Source organism: Clostridiales bacterium (genome assembly GCA_030016385.1).
GTDB lineage: Bacteria > Bacillota > Clostridia > Clostridiales > Oxobacteraceae > JASEJN01.
Window position 1 is genome coordinate 1 of record JASEJN010000112.1, and the last position, 2,966, is coordinate 2,966.

The 2,966-nt window shown below is 41.2% G+C and carries 2 protein-coding genes; one reads left to right on the forward strand and one right to left on the reverse strand.

The features are described from left to right. Positions 1-116: 116 nt before the first annotated feature. Positions 117-812: a L,D-transpeptidase family protein gene (locus QME45_14605; protein ID MDI6619857.1), complete on the forward strand. Its 696-nt coding sequence runs from the start codon at positions 117-119 to the stop codon at positions 810-812. A 54-nt stretch (positions 813-866) separates the two neighbouring features. On the opposite strand, the gene QME45_14610 is transcribed toward QME45_14605, so the two are convergent. Further along, positions 867-2,807, reverse strand: coding sequence for an NAD(+) synthase (locus QME45_14610; protein MDI6619858.1), 1,941 nt, complete (start codon positions 2,805-2,807; stop codon positions 867-869). Between the last annotated feature and the right edge of the window lie 159 nt (positions 2,808-2,966).

Here is a 2,966-nt window from a genome sequence, read left to right on the forward strand (position 1 = left end):
GTTTTTCATTCGCAATTTTTACCAGTAAAAAAGCTAGCACAACGAGTTAATTTAAAATAATAATATATAATAACTTTCCTGCAGTATGATCATTATATTCCAAATGGGGTGGAGGATTGAAAAGGGTATTCATTTTTGCAGTTTCCGTTGTGATAACCTTAGTATGCGCCCAATATCTGCTAAAGATATATACAAATACCTTTGAATCTATTACAGCTTCGGTTCGAGGGAATGACGACCTGCACATACTTATAGACATAAATAAAAAAACATTATATGCGATCACGGGAAATCATGTAATCGCGAAATATCCTGTTGCTTCGGGAAAGCCCGATACTCCCTCACCCGTAGGGGATTTTCTGATAATACAAAAGTCGAAATGGGGAGAAGGATTCGGCACGTCGTGGTTGGGGCTCAATGTTCCGTGGGGGATTTACGGCATACATGGAACAACTATGCCAAGCTCCATAGGGAGAGCTGCATCCCACGGATGCATCAGGATGAGAAACAGCGATGTAGATAAGCTTTATAAAATAGTAAAAGTCGGTACCCCTGTAAAAATCATCGGCGGGGATTACGGAATGCTTGGAAATGGGTACAGAGTCCTATCTCCCGGCGACAGGGGGGCGGATGTTTACCTCGTACAGTCAAGGCTAAAAAATCTGGGATTTTATAAAGGAAGCATCGATGGTATTTACGGATCCGGTATGGAAAAAGCTGTAAACGATTTTCAAAAGAAAAACAAGCTTCCTGTGACCAATAAAATAACCGAATCTTTATATAAAAAACTCGGCATTATCCTTTTTGAGTAACATTATAAATGATACAGTTCATATTGATTAATTTTAAAATCCTGTTGTTTTGTGCTAATCCTGTTCTTCTATTTCTTTAAGCCAGACTTCAACCGATGCATCGCTTGGCATTCTCCAGTCTCCTCTTGGGGATAGGCTTATGGTACCTACCTTTGGACCGTCTGGTATGCAGGAGCGTTTAAACTGCATGGCAAAAAATCTTTTATAAAAACATTTCAGCCACTTTTTTATTTCTTCTTTAGTATATTTTTCCCTAAAAGCATTACAAGCCAGGAAAATAATCTTCGAAGGAGGAGCATCATATCTTAAAAAGTGATAAAGGAAAAAATCATGAAGCTCATATGGGCCGATTATCTCTTCAGTTTTCTGGGATATGTTTCCAGACTTGTCTGCAGGCAAAAGCTCGGGACTTACAGGCGTATTCAATATATCAACCAAAACATGGGACGAATCTTCATCCATCTCATTCTCAGACACCCATTTTACCAGCGAGCGCACCAGAGTCTTCGGGATACTGCAATTTACCGCATACATGGACATATGATCCCCATTGTATGTGCTCCATCCGAGCGCAATTTCCGAAAGATCGCCCGTACCTATGACAAGTCCCTTAACCTTATTTGCAATATCCATAAGTATCTGTGTCCTCTCGCGGGCCTGAACATTTTCATAAGTAACATCCAAGACCGAAGGGTCGTGCCCTATATCCTTAAAATGCAAAAGAGCGGCATTTACGATATCTATCTTTTTAAAGTTAGTTTTTAATGCATTGCACAGCTTGACGGTATTATTATATGTCCTGTCTGTCGTACCGAATCCAGGCATAGTAATCGTATATATATTATCCCTGCCTATACCTAAAGCGTCAAAAGTTTTTACCGCAACCAACAGAGCAAGGGTGGAATCCAGCCCGCCTGAAACTCCTATTACGGCCCTGCTGTCTTTCGTATGCTCGATGCGCTTTGCAAGCCCGGCAACCTGTATATTGAATATCTCCCTGCATCTTGAGTCTCTCGTGCTTATATCCGACGGTACAAAAGGATGGGGATCAATAAACCTGTCGATGCTGTTCACCCTATCTCTATTCTGGGTAAATAGAACTTTCCTCACAGGTTTATAATTATCAGCCGCTGAATCCCTGAAAGTAAGATTTTTTCTCCTCTCGGATGATAATTTTTGGATATCTACATAGCTTTCAATCTTTGCAGAATCCCTCTCAAACCTTTTGGATTCGGACAATATCCCGCCATTTTCAGCGATCAGCAAATGCCCGCTGAACACAAGATCAGTAGTGGATTCGTGCACTCCTGACGACGAATAAACGTATGCACCTATCAGGCGCGCGCTTTGCTGTTTTACAAGTTCTTCCCTGTATGCCGCCTTATTTACGAGCTCATTGCTGGCCGAAAGGTTTACAAGGACAGTTGCGCCGGACAATGCCGTGTAAGATGAAGGCGGCACTGGAGCCCATAGATCCTCACATATTTCGGCGCCTATGCAGTATTCGGGAAAATTTTTATCGGCGAAAATAATATCCGTGCCGAAAGGTGCATTCCTTTTGCAATAATTCACTTCATCGCATGCTGCTTCAGTTGCGGATGAAAACCATCTTTTTTCGTAAAACTCGCTGTAATTCGGCAAATAAGTCTTCGGCACAATACCGAGTATATTCCCATTTTGTATGACAACGGCGCAATTGAACAGAAACTGGTTCACCTTAACAGGGGCTCCGACGAATAAAAGGGTATCACTGCCCTTCGAAAATTCGCATATGCCGCCTATCGCATCTTCAGCAGCATCTATCAGCAAATCCTGCCCGAATAAGTCCCCGCATGTATATCCGGTGACGCAAAGCTCGGGGAATACTGCTGCAGAAATATTTTCACCGGCAATTTTTGAAATCACTTTCATTATTTCATCCGTGTTGTATTTTACATCGGCCACCTTGATTTTTGGCGAAATGGCAGCCACTCTTACAAATCCATAATTATCCATAAGCATAACCTGTTTCTATATTTTTTATCAAAATCGATTGCATTTCTACATTTCTTCAATTCGTAATATGAAATCGGTCATAAATAAGTTTATTCTATTTTGAGCACTCATTCGCCAGATTCAAGTTTTGTAAGTTCTAAGGCCAGCAGCCTTAAGAAT